Below are 21,968 nucleotides of genomic sequence, written 5' to 3'. Positions count from 1 at the left end.
CCTAACGGTTGGGCTGGCGATTGGACTTCGGATCGAGCCGGTTATCGATATAGGCCTGACCGCGCAACTGATTGATCCAGTCTTCGAAAGCCGGGCCGGCCCGGCGCTGGAACAGAATCTGACGCGCCTGCACGCGTTTGTATTCCCCAGCCATATCCTTGGTGCGCCGCCCTTCCACCTCGATCAAGTGCCAGCCAAACGGTGACCGGACCGGCTCACTGAGCTGGCCCGGCTGCAAGGCATTCATGGCTTGCTCGAAGGCCGGTACGGTTTCGCCCGGACTCAGCCAGCCCAGATCCCCGCCCAAAGGCGCCGTTGCGTCCTGAGAATAGCGCTTGGCCATATCTTCGAATTTTTCGCCATGTTCAATCCGCTGGCGAATCTGTTCCAAACGAGTACGGGCCTGCTCATCGGTCATAACCTTGGTTACCTTGATGAGAATATGACGCGCATGGGTCTGCGTGACCATCATCGGGCCCTTTTGCAAGACGGGCTGAGCCGGAGCCAACGGCTCTTGCGGCGCAGGTGCGGGCGCCTGAGCCCGTGCACGCGACGCCGGCACACGACGCTGCTGATAACCGCGTGCCAGCACCTTCAGGATGTGAAAGCCGTTGCCGCTTTGAATAATGCCGCTGATCTGGCCCGCCTTCAGGTTGTGGGTGGCCTTGATGAACAAATCAGGCCAGCCTTGCACCGGGCGCACGCCCATATCGCCGCCTTTAAGCGCCTGCGCATCGTCGGATGACGAGGCTGCCAGGCTGGCAAAATTGGTGCCGCGGCGCAACTTGGCGTAGATCCCTTCAGCCTTCTTGCGCAATGCCTGGACCTGTTCCGGGGTCGACCCTTCAGGCACCGCTACCAGAATTTCCGCCAGGCCCATCAACTCGGGCCCAAAAGACTCCGTCGCAGGCTGGGGTGCACGCTGCGGTGCTGGCGCTGGGGGTGGTGGAGGCGCAGCAGCCTGCACCTCTTCTGCGCCGGGCCGGCTTTGAGCTTTCAGGAAGGCTTCCACATCCGCATCGGAAATGACGATCTTGCTATCGACCTCATGCTGGCGCAACTGATCCAGAAGCACCTCCTGGCGCAACGATTTCAGATAGACGTCCCAGGGCGTGGTTTTTTGCACTTCCTGACGCAGGCGATCGACGCTGATCTTGTTGCGCCCCGCCACGGTTTCAACGGCCTTTTGCAGCTGCGCATCGCTGACACTCAGCTTCAGACGCGCTGCCTCCTGGTTTTCCAGTTTCTCGGTAATCATGCGCTGCAACACCTGCTTTTGCAGCGTCGCCTGGTCGGGCACGGCAATTCTCTGCTGCTTTAGCTGCGCAGCGGCGGCCTGGGCCTCGGCATTCACCTGCCCCAGCGTAATCACCTCTTTATTGACAACGGCCGCGATGCCGTCGACGAACTGCTCGGCCTGAGGCGCCTTGGCCTGCGTGGCATGCTGCGCCTTCGCATGATGCGCCTTCGGTTGAGCGGCCCAGGCCGGCCCTGAGAACAGCCCGAGAACCGGGATCAACACAAACACGAGACGACGCATTATTCATACCTCTCAAAGGTGGTTTTGTCCGGTATAGGCGGCGAGACCGACTCATAACCTGTAATTGTTTTGCTCAGAAGGCTCATAGGATCGGTACCCAAGGAACCCAAACCGGTTAATTCTAATTGGAAAAACATAGCCGTATTGGCCTGTGCCGCGGAAACCGCGTAACGCTGGAACACCATCCGCGCCACCCAGCAGCAGTCGCCCTTGTATTCCAGGCCGATAATCGATTGGGTCGTACGCTTGTCATGCAGAGAATAATCGATCCGGCCCATGGCATAAATCTTGCTCGTAATAGGCCACTGACCTGAAACCGTAACCTGTTCGGTACTGTTGTTGACGTAAGTCGGAGACACCTGCTGCAACAGCGGATTAATAATGATGGTGTTGGGGTCACGCGTGTAGCGATAGGACACCGAAAGGTTGGCCAGGCGTTTGGGTTGCCACTTGAAGCTCGCCGACATCTGATTGCGCTGATTGGAGTATGGGTCGTACAGCGCATCGAAACGCACATTCAGTTTATCGGTCAGCGCCGCGCCAGCGCCAAACAAATAATCGGATTTGGTGTTGGTCCGGGGGATTTCGCCCGGCAAGGTGACAAGCTGATCCTGGAAATAAATACGCTGCGCCGCCTGCAGCGTCAAGCGCTCGAACCCCGTTTCCTCGTCCAGCCAGCGCGAAGTCAGGCCCAGCGTAAGCTGATTGGCATTGGCGATGCGATCCCATCCGCCGCTGTAAATGTTTTCGTCGAAAGCCTGCGAAAAATTGAAGACGGACAAAGCCGTATCAAAAACAGGCAATTGCGACTGATTCCGATAGGGCACGCGCAAGTAGTACATCCGCGGTTCCAGTGTTTGAATCGCGTCGTGGCCAAACAACGTGGTCTTGCGTTCGAAAGTCATGCCCGAGTCCACCGACATAATGGGCAAAACGCGCGACTCCGAACTCGGGTAACCGGGGTTGGTGTTATACCATTGCGTGTTGTATTGGCTCAGGTGCACGCCAACTTTAGGCGTCACATACCAGCCCGCATGCACAATCGGATATGAAACCGTGTTGTATGACGTAAATCGTGTGCCGTCGGGGAGAATATGCCGCCCGTAATAAGGCGAAAACGCCGCGATATTGCCCTGATACACGGGCGACACGAACTTGGTGGCGTAGTTGTCGGACTGCACGTCAAACCCGCCCCAGTTGTAGCGCGCGCCCAATACATGAAGTTCGGGCAGCTTGTTATAGGGTGGGGCGGTGTAGCCGGCGGTGGAGTCCTGCAGCGTCTGGTAAGTATAGGCCTGCAGGTACGAACTCCAGTACTTGTAGCCGCTCCAATTCAGCTGAGCCACACTGGGTAGCGTATTGGTGGTGGCATCATTCAGGCCAAACGTGGAGAAGTCGCGGAAGTAGTTATCGTCAGACACGCGCCGGATATCGTACATGGCGCTGAACCCGCCCCCCAGGACCTGATTATGCTGCGCAATATACATCCAGCGCGGCGTGCTGGTCAGCGCGTCTTTGGGCAAATAGGTGCCTGTGACCTGTCCGTTATAGCCCGCCCCCAGATAGCGAAATTCGCCCCCCAGTTGCATACCCCGCTTGCTCATGTATTTGGGCGTAAGCGTGGCATCGTAATTAGGCGCCAGGTTGAAATAATACGGCAGGGAGAACTCAAAGCCGCTATTGCTCGAGGTGCCGTAGGTCGGGATCAGAAAGCCCGATTTGCGCTCTTTTTTGATGGGAAACGTGAAATAAGGCGACGCCAGTATGGGCGCTCCCTTGAAATACAGCACGCCGTTATACGCCACCCCTTCGTTTGCGGCCGAATCCAGATCCACCGTCGTGGCTTTGATATACCAAGCCGGGTCGGGACACGGGCAACCCGAATACGTCGCCTTGGTCAGGCGCATTTTACTTTGACTCAAAATATCGGCATGGGTCGCCGTGCCCGCACCGCCCCCGGCACCCAGCCAGAAGTTGGGGTCATTGACCTCGCCGGTTTTGCTGTTGACGTTGTAGTCCAGCGACGGCCCGCGCACAATGCTCGCATCGCGCATGATTAGGCCGTTGCCCACCACGTGCACCTGCCCTGTGGATCGCTGATAATCGATCTCGTCGCCCTTGACCACCGAATCAATGCGCCGCACTTCGGCCCCGCCCGTCAGCGTAACCTTGCCGTTGGGCTCGGACTCCACCTTGTCGCCGACCAGAAACACCGACATCTGGTCTTCGTTCAGGTTCTTGTGCAATTGCAGATTGGGCGCAATATTCAGTTCGGACAAGGCGACGGGATCGGCCGATGCGGAACCGGCCTGCTGGGCCTGCGCCACCGGCACGGTCGCTGCAACAAAGAAAAGTAACCACCAAACCAAACGCACGGGCCTATTGTCCCCAAAAAACTGATATTGCTCGTAAATCGGCCGCCCCGAAACGATTGGCGACCCGGTATTATAGAGAAGCTAAGGTATCCATGGTTAAAGCACGGCCACGGACTGAAAACCGCTCCGACCCATCATTATGGAATTGATTTTGAACTCTAGTCCAGATTTCCGACTCGCCGCGCTGCAACGCTGGCTCAAAAGCATCGCCCACACTCATGGTCTTGATCCCGACAGCCTGGAACCCGCATCGAGCGATGCCAGTTTCCGACGCTATTTTCGTCTGAAAGGAAAGGGGGGCACCGTGATTGTCATGGATGCCCCCCCGGCACAAGAAGACTGCCAACCATTTCTGCACGCAGGCCAATTGCTTAAAGAAGCAGGCCTGAACGTGCCCACCATCTTAGCGCAAGATCTCAGCCAAGGATTTTTACTGCTGTCCGATTTGGGTAAGCAAACGTACTACCAGGCGATTCAATCGGGCCTGGACGACGGACGCCTGCAACAGCTTTACCGTGAAGCCATCAACGCCCTGGTGCGCCTGCAAAACGCGCGAACCACGGGCCTTCCTGCCTACGACCAGGAACGCCTGGCGGCCGAACTGACCCTCTTCCCGCATTGGTACGCACAGCAACACTGTCAGGCTCAGTTAAGCGACAAAGAACAGGCTATGCTGCAAAAAACCTTTACCCTGCTGGTCCAGGACAACACGCAACAGCCCATCGTACTGGTCCATCGCGATTTCCACTCGCCCAATCTCATGCTGTGCGATCGCCCGGAATATGGCCCCAATCCAGGGGTTATCGACTATCAGGACGCCCTGGCCGGGCCTCTGACCTACGATCTGGCTTCACTGGTGATGGATGCGCGCACTACATGGGAAGAGCCGCAGCAACTGGATTGGGCAATACGCTATTGGGAAGCCGCCAAAGCGGCAGGGCTGCCCATCACAGCGGACTTTGCCCAATTCCATCGTGCCTACGAATGGATGAGCCTGCAGCGCAACCTGCGCATATTGGGCGTTTTTGCACGGCTTTCGCATCGCGACGGCAAAAACCACTATCTGCAACATATGCCGCGAGTCAATGCCTACGTGCGGCAGGTGGCGCACCGCTATGGGGTGTTTCACCCGCTGCTGCGCCTGCTCGATAAACTCGATGGCCGCCAGGCCACCACGGGATACTCGTTCTAATGCGGGCCATGATTCTGGCGGCGGGCCGCGGCGAACGGATGCGCCCGCTTACCGACACCACCCCCAAACCCTTGCTGCAAGCGGGCGGCAAACCCTTGGTCGTCTGGCACATCGAACGCCTGGTCAAGGCCGGGATAAACGAGATCATCATCAACCACGCGTGGCTGGGCCACCTGATCGAAGCCGCCTTGCAAGATGGGCGGCGCTGGGGCGCACGCATAAGCTATTCCTCAGAACCCCAAGCGCTCGAAACAGCCGGCGGCATTGCCCGTGCGCTGGACTTTTTCCGGGACGAAGCCTTTCTGGTCATCAACGGCGATATCTGGTGCGACTGGGATCCCGTCGAAGCACTGCAACAAGGGGCGCTCCTTGCGCACACAAAAAAACTGGCGTGGCTGCTTCTTACCGCAAATCCGGAACATCATGCGTCGGGAGATTTTTTACTGTCGCCCTCCCATGAAGTGCTCGATAATCCCGCGCCCGGACACGCCGGCGCGCTTACGTTCACCGGCATAGGCGTATATCGTCCCGCCTTGTTCCGGGACATCGAAAAATCCCGCGCTGCGCGCCTGGCCCCGCTACTGCGACAGGCCATGCAAACGCACCAGGTAACAGGCCGCCAATACACGGGCATCTGGGTCGATGTCGGCACGCCCGCCCGCTTGAGTGCGCTCGATCGCCAACTGGGTGGGCTGGCGAGCCCGGCCGGCTAGGTGTCAAGATCATGCAAGGTACACTTAGGGGTTGCACGCGCAGCTGCCAACCTTTGCAGATTCCGTATTGATGCCAGGGTTTTGGCACCCACAAGGGGTGCCGCTACATCAATCACGGCTAAGTATTCGTAGTGGCACCCCTTGTGGGTGCCATAGACTGTTTGCCATGGATTTACATAGCAACAATTTTGTGGCGCCCCCTTGTGGGTGCCACACACCGTTCGCAGATGTATCGAAATCCAGCAAAGGGCAAAAAAAGCCGCCATTGCGTGTGCGGCTTTTTTTTCAGATTAAAATTTAAAGATTTTTCAGCTGTAGTTTGTCACATATCTTCAGCGCGCAACACAGGATATTTCCACCATGGCCAGTTTCGGTTCCTCAAAACGCAGCGTATTCAAACCTACCGCGTATGGCAACTCCCGCCGTCCGCGCCGCATACCCCGCTGGCTGGTACTGATGCTGACAGGAGTCGTGCTGGGCTCAGGGGGGCTGCTGTTTCTGCAGAAAAACTATGGGCCGCCGCGGCTGACGATAGAGCAATCGGAACAACTGCACAACGACATCAACAGCACCAATCTGGACAAGCAGCGCCTGCAATCGCAACTCAACCAGCAAACGCACGATCTGACCGAAGCCAAAGCGAGCCTTGCCACCCAGACGGTCCAGCTCAAACAGGCGCAAGAACAGGCAGCTAAAAGCGATAGCGCCCTGCAACTGTTTGCCGATGCCATGCCGCCCGACCCGCGAGGCACCTCGCCGGGCATACGGTCGGCCACCTTTAAAAATAATGCCGGACAGCTCGACTACCAAGTCCTGGTCATGCAAGACGACAACAAGAAAGCCACTCGCTATCAAGGCGATATGGAACTCACCGTGGCCGGCCGCTATCCCAACGGTAAAACCAATACGATCAAACTGCCGCTAATAAGCATCGACCTGCAGCAATACACGTTTGTGCGCGGTAGCGCCCCCCTGCCCGATAACTTCACCGCACGCGTGGTGACCATTCGCATTACCGACCAGAACAGCAAACACATCAGCGCTACCCGTACGCTGCATGTGCTGCGTTAAAAAGCACCTCACACTGCCGGCACTATTCCGGCGGCAGCTGCCTATGGCTACTCTTTTCCAGAATTCGCCAGCCATGCTCGGTTTCAATTAATTCGTCGCAACAATCGCGTATTGCCACCAAGTGAAGCCCAGTCTGTTCCGGTGACGCACCGTCATCATAAGCAGTCAAGTAGAAAAAAACCCGCGCATGCCGTGCGCCAGATTGTTCGAACAGGCTCACACGTATATTGCTTACGACGTGGCACGTAGTGCGGGTGGCTGAACGCGCATTAAGCGCCGCCAGGACGGCGTCAGGCCCCAGTAATCTCTGACCCTGACGCAGCCAAACTCCGTCAGGAGCCATCAGCGCAGCCAAATCCAAATAACGCCGCGTATCCAGGAAATGAAAGAACGACAATGTAACGTCCGAACAATCCCATTGCACGGAACCTTCAGAGGAATCTGGCCGAATTTTTTCCATAATTAAAGCCCCATTGCATCACGGTAGAACTCATAAAAGGCTCTGATTAAAACCTCGCTGACCATATAGTCGGCCGGTTTGGTATCGCGCCCACCCATCTCAACTACGCCAAAGCCCTCAGGATAACCCGCAACACCCGTCTGTACTTGCTTGAGCATTTCGCTATCGTCCATGGAAACAAAACCCGCTGGCCCGAGCAAATTGGCGTGCTTCAACCGCAGGCGAGTCATTTCCTCATCATCGTCTTCGTAACCATAATAGGTAAACACGAGTTCGTGCGCCGTGGGCCCGCGTGGAATAACATGGCGCGTCTTCAACGAATTGGCTTGGATGCCAAATTGCGCCGCGGGAAATATCCACGCCCCACCCACTCGTCCGCGATTGAATTCCACTCGCGGGGTAACTGTTTCCAGATCATGCAATATCAGGTCGCCCCGAAAACGCGTCATCTCAGCGGTCGCCTGGGTGACCTTCTTTCCCTCGTTATGCGACACCATGACACTGTGCGCGCCTCCACCAGTGGGAATGCACTCGGATTTGGAATCAGCACGCCATAACCCAAAAGTAATATAAAAGGTGTGCAGCAAAGTAGCATGATACGGATCTTTCAGATTCTCCAGATACATTTTCCAGTTACTGGGAATCAATTGGCGCGAATATCCGAGCAATTTCAGCTTTTTGCCTGGAAGCATGTGATCGATTTCAGCCAGCACCTGTTCACCGCAATACGTCTCGAACGGCTTGGTCTCCTCGGAAAAGGTGGCCCAGATAGAGCCTCCGCGATTCACGCTGCGCAACTTGCGAATATTGTGCTGTTTAATATCGAAGTCTCGCGGCATTCCTCCTTTTCCCATGACACCGCGCCGGAATGGAATCCCTTGCAAATTGCCGTCCAGGCTGTAATTCCACTGATGGTAGGGGCAGGTAAAGTCCTTTACCTTGCCAGTATTCTGCCAACAGATCTGCGCGCCACGGTGCGCGCACCGATTCTCCAGAACAACTATCTCGCCCTGCTCGTTGCGCACCATGATTACCGGCTTTTCACCGATCCAATTACGCTTGTAGCTGCCAACCTCAGGTACCTCACATTCGAGGCCTACGTAATTCCAGGTTTTGCCTGCGAAGAATAAATCCATTTCTTTCCGGTAGATCGCCGGATCCGTATACACCCAATTAGGAATGCGCGTAATGCCCTCCTTGGGCCAGCGCCGTTCAATAGGCACTGGCGACTCACCCTGTGCCGGATCAATTTGTGCTTCACACAGTACGTTATCGCTGAGGCTCATATAAGTGTCCTTGATGCTGTTCCTTGAAATCCATGCCCATGCCTGGCGCTGCCTTACACGGGAATAATCAACGAATTCCGAATACGGTAGTTGTCATACACACAATCCCGGCGCTTGAGCAATAATTTTCCGTCCACGCGGCAAAGTACGTCCAGATACCGTCCAACCATATTCACGACAGGCTCCTGATCGGAAATCGATTCCACGATTGCGAAATTGGACTGGGCGCGGATTTCGCTGCCTTGCACGTCATTGACCCGCACGCAACTGATGAAATGGCGCAACGAGCGAGGCTCGTACATCGTTGTCTCTTTCAGGGCGGTAATCCGGTCGCGCAGCATGTTCTTGTTCATGCAATAAATTAGGCCCAGCGGAAGCCCTGCATCGTAATTTTCCCGGGGAATAACCCGATAGTGGCAGTCTTCGGCAAAAAAACCGATCCAGCCATCCAAATCCGCATCATCCAGAGATGATGCACAATCTTCATAAAAATCCCGCAGCTCGGTGCGCAAACCCTGCGGCATCGGATCAAGTTTTGCATCCATTTATTCCATTCTCCGGATTGTGCTGATAATGCAATTTGCCACTCGCTTCACGCCGCAGCGACGAACTGAGCCCGATTGCTCTCAAAGCCACCCTGGCTGCCCAGGGTGATAATCGGCTCCTGCATGCGCTCCTGCCAGATCAGCGACTCCATCGCAATTTGCAGGGGATGATCCTGAATCGTAAGCGCCGAGGTCGACTCGTTTTTTGAATGATGCGAGTGCATTGCCCAGCCCGGCGCCGACAGAATCAGGTCGCCCGCCTTCCACTCCAGACGCTCGGCGCCAACCTGGCTATAGCCACAGCCGCGCAAGTAATAATTAATGGCCGACGAACTGTGCCGATGCGGCACATGATGATTATTTGGCGGGGAACAGGAAATCGTGGCAAAAAAACTGTGCGTGGTACCTATACGCCTCTCGGTTGCCGGGTTGTACAGCACAAAAAGGCGCCGACCGTTATAGCCTTTGGCGAATTCCTCGACGCTAGGCAGATAGGTCGAGACCTTGGCCCAGGGCCAGTGCAGCGATTTTGATTCGATCACATCCACATCGATCAGCCATTCGTAGCCAAGAAGCCAGGCGCCATCTTCCGTGATTTGCTCACGCGTGGCGAGATCGCGCGCACGCGCCGCTGATGCGTGATCGACTTGCGCGCGCTTCGTGTTGGCATCGGCGGGCGGCATAATGCCTTCGAATTCCTCGACATAATGGACTTCAAGCTTTTCCAACAAAGGCGCATTCGAATACGACAAGCGCACCCATATTTGATCGCCCGTGTTTTCGTAACTGTGGATTTGCATTGACGGAGTGTTCCAGACATCCCATTTTTCAACGTGTGTAGCACGCCCATTGACAGTCGCCACGCCTGAGCCACAGACACAGATTTCGACCATCGTTGAGTTCTTGCGCAGGTTGAACGTTTTTTCCCCCGGCTTGAGCACATTGATGGTGACATCAATGCCTGGGGCCAGCCCGAGGCCTGGCGCGACCGCTTCGGGGTGGACGATCAGGGACGCGCGACGGCCGTTGATCGGCCTGGGCAGATCGGCCAAATGCTCAATTTCCGCGGCTATCGCCTCTTTGGGCACCACAATCGATGGCCACATGTTTTGCGCACGGGGCGCCGCGCCGCTTACATCTACGAAATTCGATTTGCCGTTGCTCATTTCACCTACCTTCAAAATCTAGTCGCCGTTGTATTGCATGCAATATAATGTTTTTAATACCAAATTCTCGTATTATATTTAATTATTGCATGCAATTTTTCCGAATATCAAGCTGTTTCTGATGCTGGACAAGAAACGGCCTGCATGCAATCATGAATAAACATAGCCCGTTTCGCGGCGAATACATGAGGAAAGCATGGCGGCACAAACTGACCGAGTGGTATCAGAACTCAGGGCGATGATGGTTTCCGGCGAACTGCAGCCCGGCGAGCGCATTATCGAATTGCAGTTCGCCGCAAGGTTGAACGTATCGCGCACTCCCTTGCGGCTGGCGTTGGCCGAACTAGAGAAAGAAGGCTTGCTGGAGCGGCTAGCCTCACGCGGTTTCCGAGTCCGCGCATTTTCGGTAGACGACATTGCCGATGCCGTCGATGTGCGTGGGGTTCTGGAGGGCATGGCTGCACGCCTGATCGCCGAACGCGGCGCATCGGACACCTGGATGCTGCAAATGCGCGCCGTTGTGGACGAAGGCAGAAATCTGCTTGAACAGGCTATCAAAAACCCCCAAGCCACGGTCAACGCGCTCGCCTGGGGCAAGATCAACGGTCGTTTCCATCAACTTCTCGTTGACGAAACCCACAATCGCGCCTTGATAGCCGCCCTGCAAAACAACAATAAAACGCCATTGGCCGGGCCCGCGGCGCTAATGCTGCCAATGGTCCCATCACCGCTCGAAACCTCGTTCGTTTTAAGGGCCCAGTCCGACCACGAGGATCTTCTGCGGGCAATCATCTGCCGAGAAGCCTCACGCGCAGAAAACATCATGCGCGAACATGCTTATCGCAGCCGCGAAAACAAACGCCAGCTAATCAACGAGCTGCGCCATGCACATCATAGCGATGCAAGTGCTACAGAGTCGCCGCGGCTAGGCTTTAATCTAACGACCGCGTCATACTAATTAATGATTGCACAGCGTTTCCAATGGGAATCACGAATACCGACGTGTCCGACGTAAACGGTCGGGAATAACTGTTGTTCCCGCCATTGACTGTCGCTGTGTCAACCGGCGCTCTAGAATTCATTGAAGATTAATGTTATTGACTGGATTGCAATCATCATCAAAAACTAACTTATAACGGAGACACTATGCCAAACCAGAACCCGAAGGTTATTCCGTCACGCCGCAAATTCATTGTCGAGGCGAGTGCTATCGGCGCCACGGCTTTATTGGGTGGCATCGTATCGCCAGCCCTGGCGCAATCCAAGCCCGCATTGCGCATTGGCTTGCTCAACTCGTTTTCGGGCGTATTTGCCGCCCTTGGAAACGACAATCTTAACGGCATGAATCTGTACTTTGATGAAATCGGCGGCTCGATTGCCGGGCGCAAAATCCAGATCCTCAAGGAAGATGACGAAATCAAGCCACAGGTCGGTTTGCAGAAGCTGAGAAAGCTGGTCGAAAGTGATAAATGCGACATCATCACCGGCATTCAATCAAGTGGCGTGGCCATGGCCGCAGTTGCCTATTTGCGCCAAAGCGGGGCGTTCATGCTGTGCTCCGGCGCTGGCGCGACCTCCCTGTCAATGGTCGATACAAAGCTTCCTTATTTCTTTCGTTGCTCCATCAACACCATCGCCATACACCGGACGTTCGGTGATTGGTACTACAAGAACGTAGCCAAAGAGGCCTTGCTGACGGCCTCCGACTTTGTGGGAGGCCGCGACACGCTGGCCGAATTCAAGTCCGGCTTCGCGCCCCTGGGAGGAAAGGTCGTCAGTGATATCTATCCCCCTTTGGGCAATAACGACTTCAGTCCGTACCTGGCCACAATCCGCAAGGACGCGCCGCCGGGGACGTTCAATTTTTACGCCGGAACCGACGCGGTACGTTTCGTCAAGCAATACGCCGAATACGGCCTAAAGAAAATATCGAAACTGACCGGATCGGGCTTCATGCTGGAAAGCGACACACTGCCGGCGCAGGGCGCAAGCGCTCTCGGAGCACTAAGCTCGCTGCACTATGCCGAGACCCTGGATAACGCCGCCAACAAGAAATTTGTCGCCGATTATCGTGCCAAATACAAAAAATACCCTAGCGTATACAGTGAATACGGGTATGTAGCTGCGCAGATATTGCACGGCGCCATCGAGGCCGTGCATGGAGATACGCACGACAAAGATGCCTTGCGAAAAGCCATGCTGGCACTACGCCTGCAAGCGCCTCGCGGACCGTTCCACTTCAGCCCAACAACGCAAAGCCCTATTCAGAACGTCTACATTCGGGAAGTGGTGGAATTAAATGGCCGCTTCACCAACAAAGTTCTCTACACCTACCCCAATGTGGTCTGAACCGAAACGTTATCCATCTTGCGCACAGGCGATACATGCGGCTGAAATCCGGTAACGAGTTTTAGCCGCCCACTGCACTGATTGACCGGAACGGCATGGATTTCATCCTCACTCAATTCATAAATGGTCTGTCATTCGGCATATTGCTGTTCATGATGGCGGCAGGGCTGTCGCTGATTTTCGGGCTCATGAACGTAATCAATGTAGCCCACGGCTCTTTTTTCATGTTGGGGGCGTTTACCGCCTACTCCATCATTCAATGGTCGGGAAATTTTTGGCTAGCCCTAGGCATCGGCTGGGTGCCCAGCGTGGTGGCCGCCGTCTTGATGGAGCGTTTTTTCATGCGCCGCCTATACAGTCGCGGACACCTTGACCAAGTATTGCTGACCTTTGGCTTCATTTTTATTTTTTCCGACATTACCCGCTATATATGGGGCCCAGACATACTCAATATCTCACCGCCCGGGACATTGGACGGCGTCCTCGACATTGCCGGTGCCTATGTGCCAAAGTACCGGTTTTTCTTGATTGCCTTCGGTGGCGTCATGGCGGCAGCGCTATGGTGGTTTCTGGAACGCAGCCGCATCGGAGCCATGGTGCGAGCCGGCGTTGACGACGCTGCGACCGCCGCCGGCATCGGCATCAATGTGCCGGTTCTTTTTGCCTGCATTTTTGCCTTGGGCGCCGCGCTGGCGGCCATTGGCGGCATTGTGGCCAGCCCTATCCTGGGCGTCTACCTGGGCATAGACGTGGAAATCCTGATACCGGCATTCATTGTGATCGTAATCGGTGGAATGGGCAGTTTGCGTGGCGCCTTCGTATCAAGCCTGTTCCTGGGCCTAGTCGAGACATTTGGAAAAGCCTATTTCCCCAGCCTCTCTCTTTTCTTTATCTACTTGCTAATGATCGTAATGCTATTGACCCGGCCGCACGGGCTATACGGAATAGCCAAGGCATGAAATGAAGCCCTCTACGCAAGTTATCGGACTGATCGTGCTTTGCGCTGCCCTGGCCTCGGCCCCGTTTGCCGGAGAATACGTATTGGGGATTATTGCCGAAATACTCATCTTCGCCATTTTTGCCATGAGCCTAGGCCTGCTCATCGGCTACACCGGGCTGTTATCGTTTGGGCATGCCGCCTTTTTCGGTATTTCAAGCTATGCCGTCATTACCCTGGGAGTTCATTTGGGGCTTTCCGGCTGGTGGGGGTTGGCGGCAGGTGTGACAATTTCCGCCATCACGGCCGCCATCATCGGCGCTTTTTGTATCCGCGTGAATGGCATAGCCTTCCTGATGCTCACTATGGCGTTTGCGCAATTGCTGTATTCAGTCTCGTTAAAGTGGCGCAGCGTAACCGGCGGCACCGATGGCCTAGTGGGGTTTGAGCGCCCCAGCCTGTTCTCCCTAAGTCTTAACGATCCAATCGCCATCTATGGCGTGATCGCCACGGGATTCATTCTGGTGCTGATATTCTTGTGGTGTCTGGTGCGCTCCCCACTGGGCTCGATATTCATCGGCATCCGAGACAACGAACAGCGAATGCAGGCCATCGGCTATCCAGTGCAACGATTCAAGTTGATTGCGTTCACGATTGCCGGCGCGCTGGCCGGCTTTGGCGGTGCTCTATATGCCTTCTTCAATGCCTACATTTCATCCGAGACGCTCCACTGGACCTTGTCCGGCGACGCGATCATCATGGTCGTGCTGGGCGGCAGCGCTACAGTTATTGGCCCGGCTCTGGGCGCAGCGATTTTCCTACTTCTGAAAAACATCCTGAGCTCTCATACCGAGTACTGGCAATTCTGGATCGGCGCCATTTTTATTTTCTCGGTGATGTTCCTGCGCGAAGGCGCATGGGGATTCATCATGAAGCGGATACAGGCCATCATAGAGAAACGCCGATGAAATTGCTGCAAACAGAAAATCTGTGCAAAGCGTTCGGCAGCCTGGTTGTTACCCAGGATGTCAATCTCACGGTCGATCGAGGCGAGCGCCATGTGGTGATCGGCCCTAACGGCGCTGGCAAAACCAGCCTGGTGCATCAGATTACCGGGCAGCTCATACCTACTTCCGGTCGAGTGCTCTTCAAGGGCCGCGACATTACCGGCATGCGCCCGGAACACATCTGCCAAATGGGTATAAGCAGAACTTTCCAGAAAAACAATTTATTCCGCAGTCTGAACGCACGCGAAAACGTGCGGCTGGCGGTGCAGGCAAAACAAGGCGGCTGGTACCAGGCACTGCGCGGTGTGGGCATCCGAACGGCGCAATATGAACGTGCCGAGCAGATACTGGAACAAACCCGGCTGACCAGCCGGCTGGATCACCCTGTGTCCAGCCTGTCTTACGGCGAACAGCGCCAGTTGGAGGTTGCCATTGCCCTGGCGGCGGAACCTCAACTGCTGCTTCTGGACGAGCCAACTTCGGGCATGTCTCCGGCCGAAACAGAGCATATGATCGCCCTGGTACGCGAACTGCCCAAAGACTTGGCGATCCTGATGATCGAACACGACATGAAGGTGGTCTTTTCGCTGGCCAACCACATTACCGTACTCTATTACGGCGAGGTGCTTGCCTGCGGAAAGCCGCAAGACATCCAGGGCAATTGCAAGGTGCGCGAAGTATATCTGGGAGGCAAACACTAGTGCTGGACATCGATCACGTTAATGCCTACTACAGCGACAGCCACGTCTTGCACGATGTATCGCTGCACGTGGAAAAAGGCCAGGTCACCACGCTGCTTGGCCGCAACGGGGCCGGCAAAACAACAACGTTGCTGACCATTATGGGCTATCTTGCTCCGCGCGATGGCCGAGTCAGCTACGAGGGGCAAGATATCAGCGGCATGGCGCCGCATCGCATTTCACACCTGGGCATTGGCTTCGTGCCGCAAGAACGCGGCGTGTTCCCCAGCCTTACCGTCGAAGAAAACCTGACCGTCGCGGCGCGCCCCGGCCGCACCCATCGATGGAGCCTGGCAACCATCTATGAACTTTTCCCGCGCTTGCAGGAACGCCGCAACAACCTGGGCTTCCAGCTCTCGGGCGGCGAGCAGCAAATGGTGTCGATCGCACGCGCACTCATGCTTAACCCCTCACTCATACTACTGGACGAACCCTCTGAAGGGTTGGCCCCGCTGATTGTCCAGGAAATCGTAAACATCGTCGCTCTGTTAAAAGCCGAGGGGCTTGGAATATTATTGATTGAGCAAAATCTGGGGGTGGCGCTCGAACTGAGCGACACGCATTACATCCTGGACAAAGGTGCCGTCTGCTTTACCGGCACTAGTGATGCCTTGCGCAATAACGAAAAGATACTCGGCGCACATCTGAGTGTCTGAAGGTGCTGTTCTGGTTTGGTACCAAGGGGCGGCATTGGTTTTTGGCATGGTGGGTGGGTTCTTAAGGCGGTGTCGGGCGCCGACTCAAGAAACCGGATAAAACCGCGCGTTACCTAAATCAGGCCGGCGCCTTGCAGAACAGCATCCAGGCGTTTCTCCAGCTCGGGCGATGCCGCCACCATTGGCAGGCGATGCTCGTTGCGCGACAAGATTCCCAGCCTCTTCATCATGTATTTCATAGGAATGGGATTGGTATCGTAAAACACCGCCTGGTTCAGGTTGAACAAGTCGAAATGCAGCTTACGCGCCGCGAGCATATTACCCTTGAGCGTCTCGTTGGCCAGTTCCGCGACCTTGCCGGGCACGATATTGGCCACTGCATTCATTGTCCCTTGGGCGCCCAATGCCATCATCGGAAAAGTAAACTCTTCGAGCCCCACAAAAATGCGAAATTCGGAGCCCAGCGCAGCGATCATGTGCGATACAAAGCCAAAGTCGTTGACCGCATGCTTAATGCCCACGAAATTCGGCACCCGATCGGCAATCCGTTTCAGAGTATCCAGTTCAACAGACACGGCTGTTCGACCGGGAATGTGATAAATCATCAAGGGCAAGTCGCTGCGCGCGCCGATATCGGCATAAAACTCGACCAAGCCGCGTTGCGGCGGACGGATGTAATAAGGGGTCACCACCAGCAAGGCATCCGCACCCGCTCGCATGGCAAACTCGGTCAGGGCGACCGTTTCGGCATGCGATTGCGAACCAGTGGCCGCGACCACCGGAATACGCTTGCCAATGACATCGACAGCACACTTGACAAGCTGGTTGCGTTCGTCGATTGTCAAGGTGGAGGGCTCGGAGGAAGTGCCGTTCACGACAATGCCGTGGGTTCCGTTTTCTACCTGGAACTCAAGCAGTCCGGCATAGGCATCGAAATCGACATGGCCGTCACGGAAAGGGGTGGCTATCGGCGGGTACGAGCCCACCAGAAAATCGGGTTTTAAGGAAATCATGGTCTTAAGCGGCAAATTCAAGGGTTGAGTCGGAAATCGACAGCATCACGGGTATGTTCATAAGCCCATGGCCTGGCGATAATGGTGATAAAAAGCACGGATCAGCACTTCAGTCACCATGTGATCCTGCTTGCCTATCTCGCGTCCGCCCATTTCAACGACGGCGCTATGGCCGTCGTTATGGTGGGCGCCATTTTGCGATTCGGACAACACCTCGCCGTCTTCCATCGCGACATACCCGGCCGGGCCATACAAGTTGGCGTGCCGCACGCGCAAGCGCGCCATGGCTGGGTCATCATCTTCGTAACCGAAAAACGTCCAGGCCAGCTCGAACGAATCAACGCCCTTTGGGATCACGTGACGCATGCCCAGTGTATTGGCCTGCTGATGCATGATCACGCTTGGAAAATGCGTCACTGCCACCACCTTTCCGTCTTCGAACTCGGGACGCGGCGTGACGGTATCCACATCGTGTAGCAGCAGGCTGTCCTTGGCTCGAGTCAGCTCGGGATTCGCGTCGCCCGCTTTGCGTCCGACGTTGCGCGACACCATAATGCTATGCCCTGAAATTTCGGGCAGCGTCTCGGACTGGGTGTCCGCCCGCCAAAGCCCAAAAGTGATCAGGAAGGAATGCAGCAATGTCGCGTGATAAGGGTCTTTGAGGTTTTCAAAGTACAGTTTCCAGTTGCTGGGAATGCGTTGCCGGCTGTAGCCTAGCAGCTTGAGCTTGCGTCCTGAAAACAGTCGCCGCATATTGGCCAGCACCTGCGATCCGCTATATTCTTCAAACGACGGACCATCGAGCCGAAAGCTGGCCCAGATGGATCCCCCTTCAACATGGACCCGCAATGGTGTCAGGCCATGATCGACATTGTCGAAATCGGCCGGCATGCCGCCTTTCTTGAGCACACCACGCTTTAGTGGAACCCCTTGCAACGTCCCGTCCAGGGCGAAGTTCCATTGGTGATATGGACAGGTAAACGACTCTTCCCGGCCCTTGTTTTTCCAACACAGTCGTGCACCGCGATGCGCACAACGATTTTCCCATACGTGAACCCGACCGCCTTCGCCGCGTACCACCACCACCTGACGCTCGCCGATCCAGCTACGCTTGTAAGATCCGATCTGCGGAATTTCACAATCCAGCGCCACATAATTCCAACTGGGTCCGTAAAAGAACAGATCAAGTTCGCGCTGATAAACATCCGGATCGGTATAGACCCAGAACGGCACGCGGGTCCAGCCTTCTTTCGGCCAAATCCTGTCAGACATTTCAGCGCCAAGGCTTTTGCCCATTATGGTTCTCCTTGTAGTCAGACCGGCACGATCAGCGAGCGCCTGACATGGTGATTGTCGTACACCGCGAGATGCTGTCTGAACTTGAATGCGCCACCCTCGCGAACAATAACGTCGATGTACTGTCCGACCAGAAACACCGAAGGGTCTTGATCAGACATGGCTTCAGTAACCATGAAGTTGACGCGCACATGAATATCGTCGCCATCCAGAGCCGTAATCCGCAAGCCACTTAGAAAATGGCGCCAATGCCGCGGTACATAGACCTGGGTCTGGCGCAGGGCCGTAACACGATCCCGCACCATTGCAACGCCATCGCAATAAATCGTTGCCTGAGGCAGGCCCTCATCATAGTTTTCGCGCGACACCACCTGGTAAACACAATCGTCGACAAAATAAGAGGGAAACCGCTCGATCTGATCGTCATCCAAGTAGTCGGCCACTTCATCATAGAAATCGCGCAACAGGCCTGCGAGGGCGCGGATTTCGTCATTCGCGGGCAATTCGGCAACTATTGGGGCAACTCGGTCCTGACTCATCTCAGGCTACCTTTATATAACTGCCCAGATTGGTCTGAATACCTTCGTTGGAGCCCAACTTGACAATGGGCTCCTTAAGAGTTTCCTGCCACAAGAGCGATTCCATCGCAATGTGCAAAGGGTGATCCTGCACCGTCAAAGCCATGAAGCCCTGTTCCCGAGAGGCGTGGTTGTGCACCGACCATCCAGGAGCCGAAAAATGCAGGTCGCCTTCCTGCCACTGGACTTTCTCGCCGTTGACGACGCTCTTGCCATGACCCCACATTATGTAATTAATGGCAGCTGAAGTGTGACGGTGTGGCCTGTCGACTTTGCCTGGAGGCAATTTGGCGATTGTGGCAAAGAAACTGTGCGATGTTCCGATCCGGCGCTCGGTAGCCGGGTTATACAACACATAGAGATGGCGTCCTGTGTAGCCGATGTCCCGGGTATAGACGGTTTCCAGGTAAGGCTGGACATCCTTCCACGGCCACAACAATGCCTTCGATTTCACGGTATCAATATCGACCAGCCATTCGTAACCAAGCAATTGTGCGCCGTCGCCGCCGATGGGAATCGGCTTGGCCGCATCCCGGGCGCTACGCGGTGGTGTACTGCCGGCGGCGTCAACCGGCATGGGCACCGAGGCGACAATAGATGGGTTTTCATCCACGTAATGCACTTGAAGCTGCTCCAGCAAGGGCGCGTTACTGTAGGACAGGCGCACAAACAGATCTCGGCCGCTATTGCGATAAATCTGGGGCTCCATCGAAGGCACATTCCAGGTATCGAACTTCTCGACACTGAAGCGGCTGGCCCCGATCTGCACCTGCCCCATGCCGCCAATGCACATTTCAACCAGGCTGGAATTTCGCATGACGGGTTCGGTGTGCTCTCCGGGCTTGAGCACCTGGATATGCACATCGATGCCGGGCGCATAAGCGGGAACCGGACCTGTGTTCATGGGATGATTGACCGCCGAGGCTCGCCGCCCGTTGGCCGGACGGTCGATACTAGCCAGATTTTCGATCTCGGCATCGATCGCTGCCTTGGACAGAACCACAGTAGGCCAGAACGTCTGGGGGCGAGCCGCAACGCCGCTGATATTGACAAGACCAACCTGTTTCTCCATTTTCGTCTCCTCACAAATCCGTTCAACTCAGAAACCCATTTAAGCACCCGCCGCTAATTTGACTTCCAGCGCAACGACACCCGGCCTTCACTAAGCTTCAGCGATTGCCCCAGACCGCTTTGGCGGGCGCGCTCATAGGCCGGAATCGCCACGGACAAATCGGACACCCCCATACCCATGGACTTGAACAAACTGACATCACATCCCGCCGGAGGCTTTATTCCTTTGGCAATAATGTTTCCCAATGAATAGACTTGGTCCCATCCACCCTGCTTGTTCTGATCGAAATGTTCGATAAGCTCGCGCGACCCTTTCCTGGCGTTTTCTATATCGTCGACAGCGATGAATCCGACACGCTCGAACACATCCTGGTGGAGTTCGGCATTGGCCGGCAAGATGGCCCCTACGGCATTAAGGTGGGCGCCCGGCGCCAACAGGCCGGCCGACAGAAAGGGATCACGGGCCCGCGTGATAACAGTCACCAAACTGGCAGCGTCGGTGGCTGCCGCCAGCGTGGGCGATTCGATGACCTCGACGGCGAAACTCTCGCGTATCTGATCGGCGAACGCATGCCTGTGCCCGGAATCCGGACTCCACACACGGATGCGCTTCAAGGGCCGCACGGCGTTGACTGCGGCAACCTGTGCCAAAGCCTGCCTGCCAGACCCAATAATGGCCATATCGTCCGCCGTACCAGGTGCAATCCAGCGGGTTCCCAGGCCCGTCATGGCCGACGTGCGCAACTGGCCCAGCGCGTTCGCTTCCATGATCGCCAACAACTGGCCCTGTGCCGCATCGAAAAGCACATATACCGCCTTGGCGCCACGCTTGGTGTTGATCCAGTTCTTGTATCCGCAGTAGCCGCTGGCCGGCAGCGCCGACCCCAACGAATGCATAGACGAGCCATCATCGAAGCCGCCCAGCGCCTTGGGGACGTTGAGGCCTTCGCCGCGGCCAAGCGAACGCAAGCCCGATTCGAGCGCATTGATCGCCTCGTCAAGCGCCACCTGCTCCGAGATATCCTGCTCACTTAGCCAGATTGCTTCTTGTGTCATATAGATTCCTATTCGTCAACACTCGTCGATTACCGAATTGCGAAGTACACCCACGCCGGAAATCTCGACCTCGAAGACATCACCGGATTTAAGAAACAATGGGGGTTTGCGTGAAAGCCCGACTCCGGCCGGCGTACCGGTCGAGATCACGTCGCCGGGCTCCAATTCGGTAAAAGTCGATACATAAGCAATTAATTCGGGCACCGAGAAAATCATGTGCGCCACTGTATCGCTTTGTACTTGGGCCCCATTCAAGCGGCCAATCACGGTCATGTCTTCAAGAGGGCCGGCTTCGTCCGGGCTTACCAGCCAGGGGCCAAAAGCGCCGCTGGCGGGAAAATTCTTGCCCGGCGTGGCTTGATTCGAGTGACGCTGCCAGTCGCGCACCGAATTCTCCGCAAGGCATGAGTAGCCCGCCACGTAGTCCAGAGCAGCCGCAACAGGAATCCGCCGCCCTGCGCGGCCGATAACAACCGCCAATTCGGCTTCGTAGTCGAACTTTTCGGATTCCACCGGCCGCACCACAGGCTGCCCCGCCCCCACCAGCGAACTGGGAAACCGCGCGAACACGGACGGATGAGACGGCACGGCCATGCCGACTTCCTGAGCATGCAGATGATAATTCAGCCCTATGCACAAGATTTTCCCAGGATCGGCCACCGGTGCCAATAACTCAACGTCGGCCAACGCGACGGACGGGGCCTGCCCGGCTGCCGCCAGACGCCGGGATAATCCCTGCATCCCTTCCGCCAAAAGCCCTTGACGCAATGTCGTAACCCCTGGCCACGCCAGTTCGACTATATCTGTGCCGACAACGGCTCCAAATGACGAACGAGCCGCCGAGCGGCGCCGATCTATATAACTGACCAACCTCATGGACACTCCTCTCCTGCGGCGAACACGCACGGTTGCCACCT

21 protein-coding genes are annotated in these 21,968 nt (G+C 55.9%); 9 read left to right on the top strand and 12 right to left on the bottom strand.

The window, feature by feature from the left end; translation table 11 throughout:
- Position 1 precedes the first annotated feature (1 nt).
- Positions 2 to 1,540: a peptidylprolyl isomerase gene (locus tag EDC26_RS04910; RefSeq protein ID WP_132580170.1), complete on the bottom strand. Its 1,539-nt coding sequence runs from the start codon at positions 1,538 to 1,540 to the stop codon at positions 2 to 4.
- A complete protein-coding gene (locus EDC26_RS04905) occupies positions 1,540 to 3,915 on the bottom strand; it encodes an LPS-assembly protein LptD (RefSeq protein ID WP_425012298.1) in 2,376 nt (791 codons plus the stop codon). Before EDC26_RS04905 ends, EDC26_RS04910 begins: the two co-directional genes overlap by 1 nt.
- A 139-nt stretch (positions 3,916 to 4,054) precedes the next feature.
- Between EDC26_RS04905 and EDC26_RS04900 the strand changes: the two genes are divergently transcribed.
- From EDC26_RS04900 to EDC26_RS04890, 3 genes are all read left to right on the top strand, one after another.
- Positions 4,055 to 5,107, top strand: coding sequence for an aminoglycoside phosphotransferase family protein (locus EDC26_RS04900; protein ID WP_132580169.1), 1,053 nt, complete (start codon positions 4,055 to 4,057; stop codon positions 5,105 to 5,107).
- Entirely contained in the window at positions 5,107 to 5,820 is a 714-nt protein-coding gene (gene murU / locus EDC26_RS04895) for an N-acetylmuramate alpha-1-phosphate uridylyltransferase MurU (RefSeq protein WP_132580168.1), read from the top strand. The genes EDC26_RS04900 and murU overlap by 1 nt, the downstream gene beginning before the upstream one ends.
- 360 nt (positions 5,821 to 6,180) lie before the next feature.
- Positions 6,181 to 6,891: a DUF6776 family protein gene (locus EDC26_RS04890; RefSeq protein ID WP_132580167.1), complete on the top strand. Its 711-nt coding sequence runs from the start codon at positions 6,181 to 6,183 to the stop codon at positions 6,889 to 6,891.
- A gap of 22 nt (positions 6,892 to 6,913) precedes the next feature.
- Here EDC26_RS04890 and EDC26_RS04885 read toward each other — a convergent pair whose 3' ends face one another.
- The 4 genes from EDC26_RS04885 to EDC26_RS04870 are packed head-to-tail and all read right to left on the bottom strand — an operon-like array spanning position 6,914 to position 10,348.
- Positions 6,914 to 7,351 carry a nuclear transport factor 2 family protein gene (locus tag EDC26_RS04885; protein ID WP_132580166.1) on the bottom strand — a complete coding sequence of 146 codons (438 nt, stop codon included), beginning with the start codon at positions 7,349 to 7,351 and terminating at the stop codon, positions 6,914 to 6,916.
- 2 nt (positions 7,352 to 7,353) lie between these two features.
- Positions 7,354 to 8,637: an aromatic ring-hydroxylating dioxygenase subunit alpha gene (locus EDC26_RS04880; RefSeq protein WP_132580165.1), complete on the bottom strand. Its 1,284-nt coding sequence runs from the start codon at positions 8,635 to 8,637 to the stop codon at positions 7,354 to 7,356.
- 53 nt (positions 8,638 to 8,690) lie between these two features.
- Entirely contained in the window at positions 8,691 to 9,182 is a 492-nt protein-coding gene (locus EDC26_RS04875) for an aromatic-ring-hydroxylating dioxygenase subunit beta (protein ID WP_132580164.1), read from the bottom strand.
- Between the two features lie 47 nt (positions 9,183 to 9,229).
- Positions 9,230 to 10,348 carry a cupin domain-containing protein gene (locus EDC26_RS04870; protein ID WP_132580163.1) on the bottom strand — a complete coding sequence of 373 codons (1,119 nt, stop codon included), beginning with the start codon at positions 10,346 to 10,348 and terminating at the stop codon, positions 9,230 to 9,232.
- A gap of 196 nt (positions 10,349 to 10,544) precedes the next feature.
- On the opposite strand from EDC26_RS04870, the gene EDC26_RS04865 reads away from it, so the two are divergent.
- The 6 genes from EDC26_RS04865 to EDC26_RS04840 all read left to right on the top strand — a co-directional run bounded on the left by EDC26_RS04865 (position 10,545) and on the right by EDC26_RS04840 (position 16,037).
- Positions 10,545 to 11,306: a GntR family transcriptional regulator gene (locus tag EDC26_RS04865; RefSeq protein WP_132580162.1), complete on the top strand. Its 762-nt coding sequence runs from the start codon at positions 10,545 to 10,547 to the stop codon at positions 11,304 to 11,306.
- Positions 11,307 to 11,494: 188 nt separating this feature from the next.
- Positions 11,495 to 12,697, top strand: a complete 1,203-nt coding sequence (locus EDC26_RS04860) for an ABC transporter substrate-binding protein (RefSeq protein ID WP_132580161.1) — start codon at positions 11,495 to 11,497, stop codon at positions 12,695 to 12,697.
- A gap of 95 nt (positions 12,698 to 12,792) precedes the next feature.
- Positions 12,793 to 13,656: a branched-chain amino acid ABC transporter permease gene (locus tag EDC26_RS04855; protein WP_132580160.1), complete on the top strand. Its 864-nt coding sequence runs from the start codon at positions 12,793 to 12,795 to the stop codon at positions 13,654 to 13,656.
- A gap of 1 nt (position 13,657) precedes the next feature.
- Entirely contained in the window at positions 13,658 to 14,602 is a 945-nt protein-coding gene (locus EDC26_RS04850; protein WP_132580159.1) for a branched-chain amino acid ABC transporter permease, read from the top strand.
- Positions 14,599 to 15,342 (top strand): ABC transporter ATP-binding protein, encoded by a 744-nt coding sequence (locus EDC26_RS04845; RefSeq protein WP_132580158.1) that lies wholly within the window; start codon positions 14,599 to 14,601, stop codon positions 15,340 to 15,342. Before EDC26_RS04850 ends, EDC26_RS04845 begins: the two co-directional genes overlap by 4 nt.
- A complete protein-coding gene (locus tag EDC26_RS04840) occupies positions 15,342 to 16,037 on the top strand; it encodes an ABC transporter ATP-binding protein (protein WP_132580157.1) in 696 nt (231 codons plus the stop codon). Before EDC26_RS04845 ends, EDC26_RS04840 begins: the two co-directional genes overlap by 1 nt.
- 113 nt (positions 16,038 to 16,150) lie before the next feature.
- On the opposite strand, the gene dapA is transcribed toward EDC26_RS04840, so the two are convergent.
- Genes dapA through EDC26_RS04810 form a run of 6 tightly spaced genes read right to left on the bottom strand, consistent with a single transcriptional unit; the run spans position 16,151 to position 21,927 of the window.
- Positions 16,151 to 17,050, bottom strand: coding sequence for a 4-hydroxy-tetrahydrodipicolinate synthase (dapA, locus tag EDC26_RS04835; protein WP_132580156.1), 900 nt, complete (start codon positions 17,048 to 17,050; stop codon positions 16,151 to 16,153).
- A gap of 57 nt (positions 17,051 to 17,107) precedes the next feature.
- Positions 17,108 to 18,322, bottom strand: a complete 1,215-nt coding sequence (locus EDC26_RS04830) for an aromatic ring-hydroxylating dioxygenase subunit alpha (protein WP_243700789.1) — start codon at positions 18,320 to 18,322, stop codon at positions 17,108 to 17,110.
- A 41-nt stretch (positions 18,323 to 18,363) separates the two neighbouring features.
- A complete protein-coding gene (locus tag EDC26_RS04825) occupies positions 18,364 to 18,885 on the bottom strand; it encodes an aromatic-ring-hydroxylating dioxygenase subunit beta (protein ID WP_425012293.1) in 522 nt (173 codons plus the stop codon).
- Between the two features lies 1 nt (position 18,886).
- The gene (locus tag EDC26_RS04820; protein ID WP_132580154.1) at positions 18,887 to 19,996 is read right to left on the bottom strand and encodes a cupin domain-containing protein; all 1,110 of its coding nucleotides are present in this window, start codon (positions 19,994 to 19,996) and stop codon (positions 18,887 to 18,889) included.
- Between the two features lie 53 nt (positions 19,997 to 20,049).
- Positions 20,050 to 21,051, bottom strand: coding sequence for an ornithine cyclodeaminase family protein (locus EDC26_RS04815; RefSeq protein WP_132580153.1), 1,002 nt, complete (start codon positions 21,049 to 21,051; stop codon positions 20,050 to 20,052).
- A 15-nt stretch (positions 21,052 to 21,066) separates the two neighbouring features.
- Positions 21,067 to 21,927, bottom strand: a complete 861-nt coding sequence (locus EDC26_RS04810) for a fumarylacetoacetate hydrolase family protein (RefSeq protein ID WP_132580152.1) — start codon at positions 21,925 to 21,927, stop codon at positions 21,067 to 21,069.
- Between the last annotated feature and the right edge of the window lie 41 nt (positions 21,928 to 21,968).

Source organism: Paralcaligenes ureilyticus (assembly GCF_004346225.1).
Lineage (GTDB): Bacteria > Pseudomonadota > Gammaproteobacteria > Burkholderiales > Burkholderiaceae_B > Paralcaligenes > Paralcaligenes ureilyticus.
Note: the sequence above shows the minus strand (reverse complement) of the source record. Positions and strands in the feature narration are given on the sequence as shown.